This window comes from Pseudomonas lactucae (assembly GCF_016937615.1).
GTDB lineage: Bacteria > Pseudomonadota > Gammaproteobacteria > Pseudomonadales > Pseudomonadaceae > Aquipseudomonas > Aquipseudomonas lactucae.
The window spans coordinates 1-1,583 of record NZ_JAFHKI010000242.1 but is presented as its reverse complement, the minus strand read 5'-3'; the positions used below and the strand labels follow the sequence as shown (position 1 = coordinate 1,583).

2 protein-coding genes are annotated in these 1,583 nt (G+C 62.0%); both read right to left on the bottom strand.

Going from position 1 to position 1,583, the window contains the following annotated elements:
• A partial coding sequence (locus JWR98_RS28895) for an ATP-binding cassette domain-containing protein (protein ID WP_205491870.1) occupies positions 1–786 on the bottom strand: 786 nt, incomplete at its 3' end.
• A partial coding sequence (locus tag JWR98_RS28890; protein ID WP_205491869.1) for a substrate-binding domain-containing protein occupies positions 783–1,583 on the bottom strand: 801 nt, incomplete at its 5' end. The genes JWR98_RS28890 and JWR98_RS28895, both read right to left, overlap by 4 nt.

Below are 1,583 nucleotides of genomic sequence, written 5' to 3'. Positions count from 1 at the left end.
GTCGACCTTGAGCGCCACCTCGCCCTGCTCGCGCGGGCGGTAGTCGTAGATGTCCTGAATGTCGCGACCGACCATGCAGGTCACCAACTGGTCGTGGGTCAGCGCGCTCATGTCCTCGAACGTGCGCACGTAGCGGCCGTCCTTGAACACCGTGACCGCATTGCAGATACGGAACACCTCTTCCATGCGGTGCGACACGTAGAGCACCACTTTGCCCTCGTCGCGCAGGCGCGTGATGATCGCCATCAAACGGTCGATCTCGCGCGCCGAGAGGCTGCTGGTGGGTTCGTCGAAGGCGATCACATGGGCGCCACGGGACAGCGCCTTGGCGATTTCCACCAATTGGCGCTGGCCGAGGGACAAGCGTCCGAGCTTCTCGTCCGGGTCGATTTCATCGGCCAGGCCCTTGAGGCAGGCCAGGGCCTGCTTGCGCAGCAGGCCCCGGTTGACCACGCCGAAACGCGTCGGCAAATGCCCCAGGAACAGGTTCTCGGCCACAGTCATTTCCGGCACCAGGTGCAACTCCTGGTGAATCACCGCCACGCCGCTGGCGATGCTGTCGGCGGCGCATTTGAAGGCCATGGTCTGCTCGCCGATCTGCAGCGTGCCGCTGCTGGGGATATAGGCACCGCCCAATATCTTCAGCAGCGTCGACTTGCCGGCGCCGTTTTCGCCCATCAAGGCGTGTACCTGCCCCGGGTGGGCGGTGAAACAGATGCCGTCGAGCGCCTTGACCCCGGGAAAGGTTTTGCCGATACCGTCAAACCGAAGGGCCGCAGCAGTCATTTCCACAGCCCGATTTTGGTCAGTTCTTCCTTGAAGTTCTCGCGGGTGATCAGGGTCACTTCGTCCATGGCGGTGTACTTAGGCGGCTCGGTGCCTTTGGTCACCCACTCGTACATCATCTCGGCGGTTTTATAGCCTTCGATATGCGGGCTTGGCAGCATCGAACCGAAGAAGCCGCTGTTGGCTTTCTTCAATTCGCCGATGGCGTCGGTGCCGTTGATGCCGATGCCGATCACGTTGGCCGCGGCAAAACCGGCGCTTTCGGTGGCGCGCACGCCGCCAAGCACGGTGTTGTCGTTCATGCCGCCGATGATCAGGTTTTTCGCGCCGCGCGGCAGCTTGACCAGCGCCGAGTTGGTGGCGTCCATGCTGCCGGGGACGTCGAGGGTTTTCAGCGGAGCGGTGAGGATGTGATCCTTGGGAATACCGGCTTCTTCCAGGGATTTGATCGAACCGTCGGTGCGTTTTTTACCGGTGTCGAGTTCATTGAAAGTGTTGACCACCGCGTAGGTCTCCTTCCAGTCCCAACCGCGTTTTTTCGCTTCGGCGGCCATGGCGGCGCCCTGTTTCTGGCCCACTTCGAAAGCGGCCATGCCCAGGTACGGCACGTCTTCCATGAAATTGCCCTTGGCATCGACGAAACGGTCGTCCACCGCCATGACTTTCATGTCGTTGAGCTTGGCCTTGGCCACAATGGCAGGGCCGAGGGACACGTCCGGCGGGCAGATCACAAAGCCCTTGGCGCCGTTGGCGGCCAGGCTGTCGATGGCCGAGAGGGTTTTCTCACCGTCGGGCAC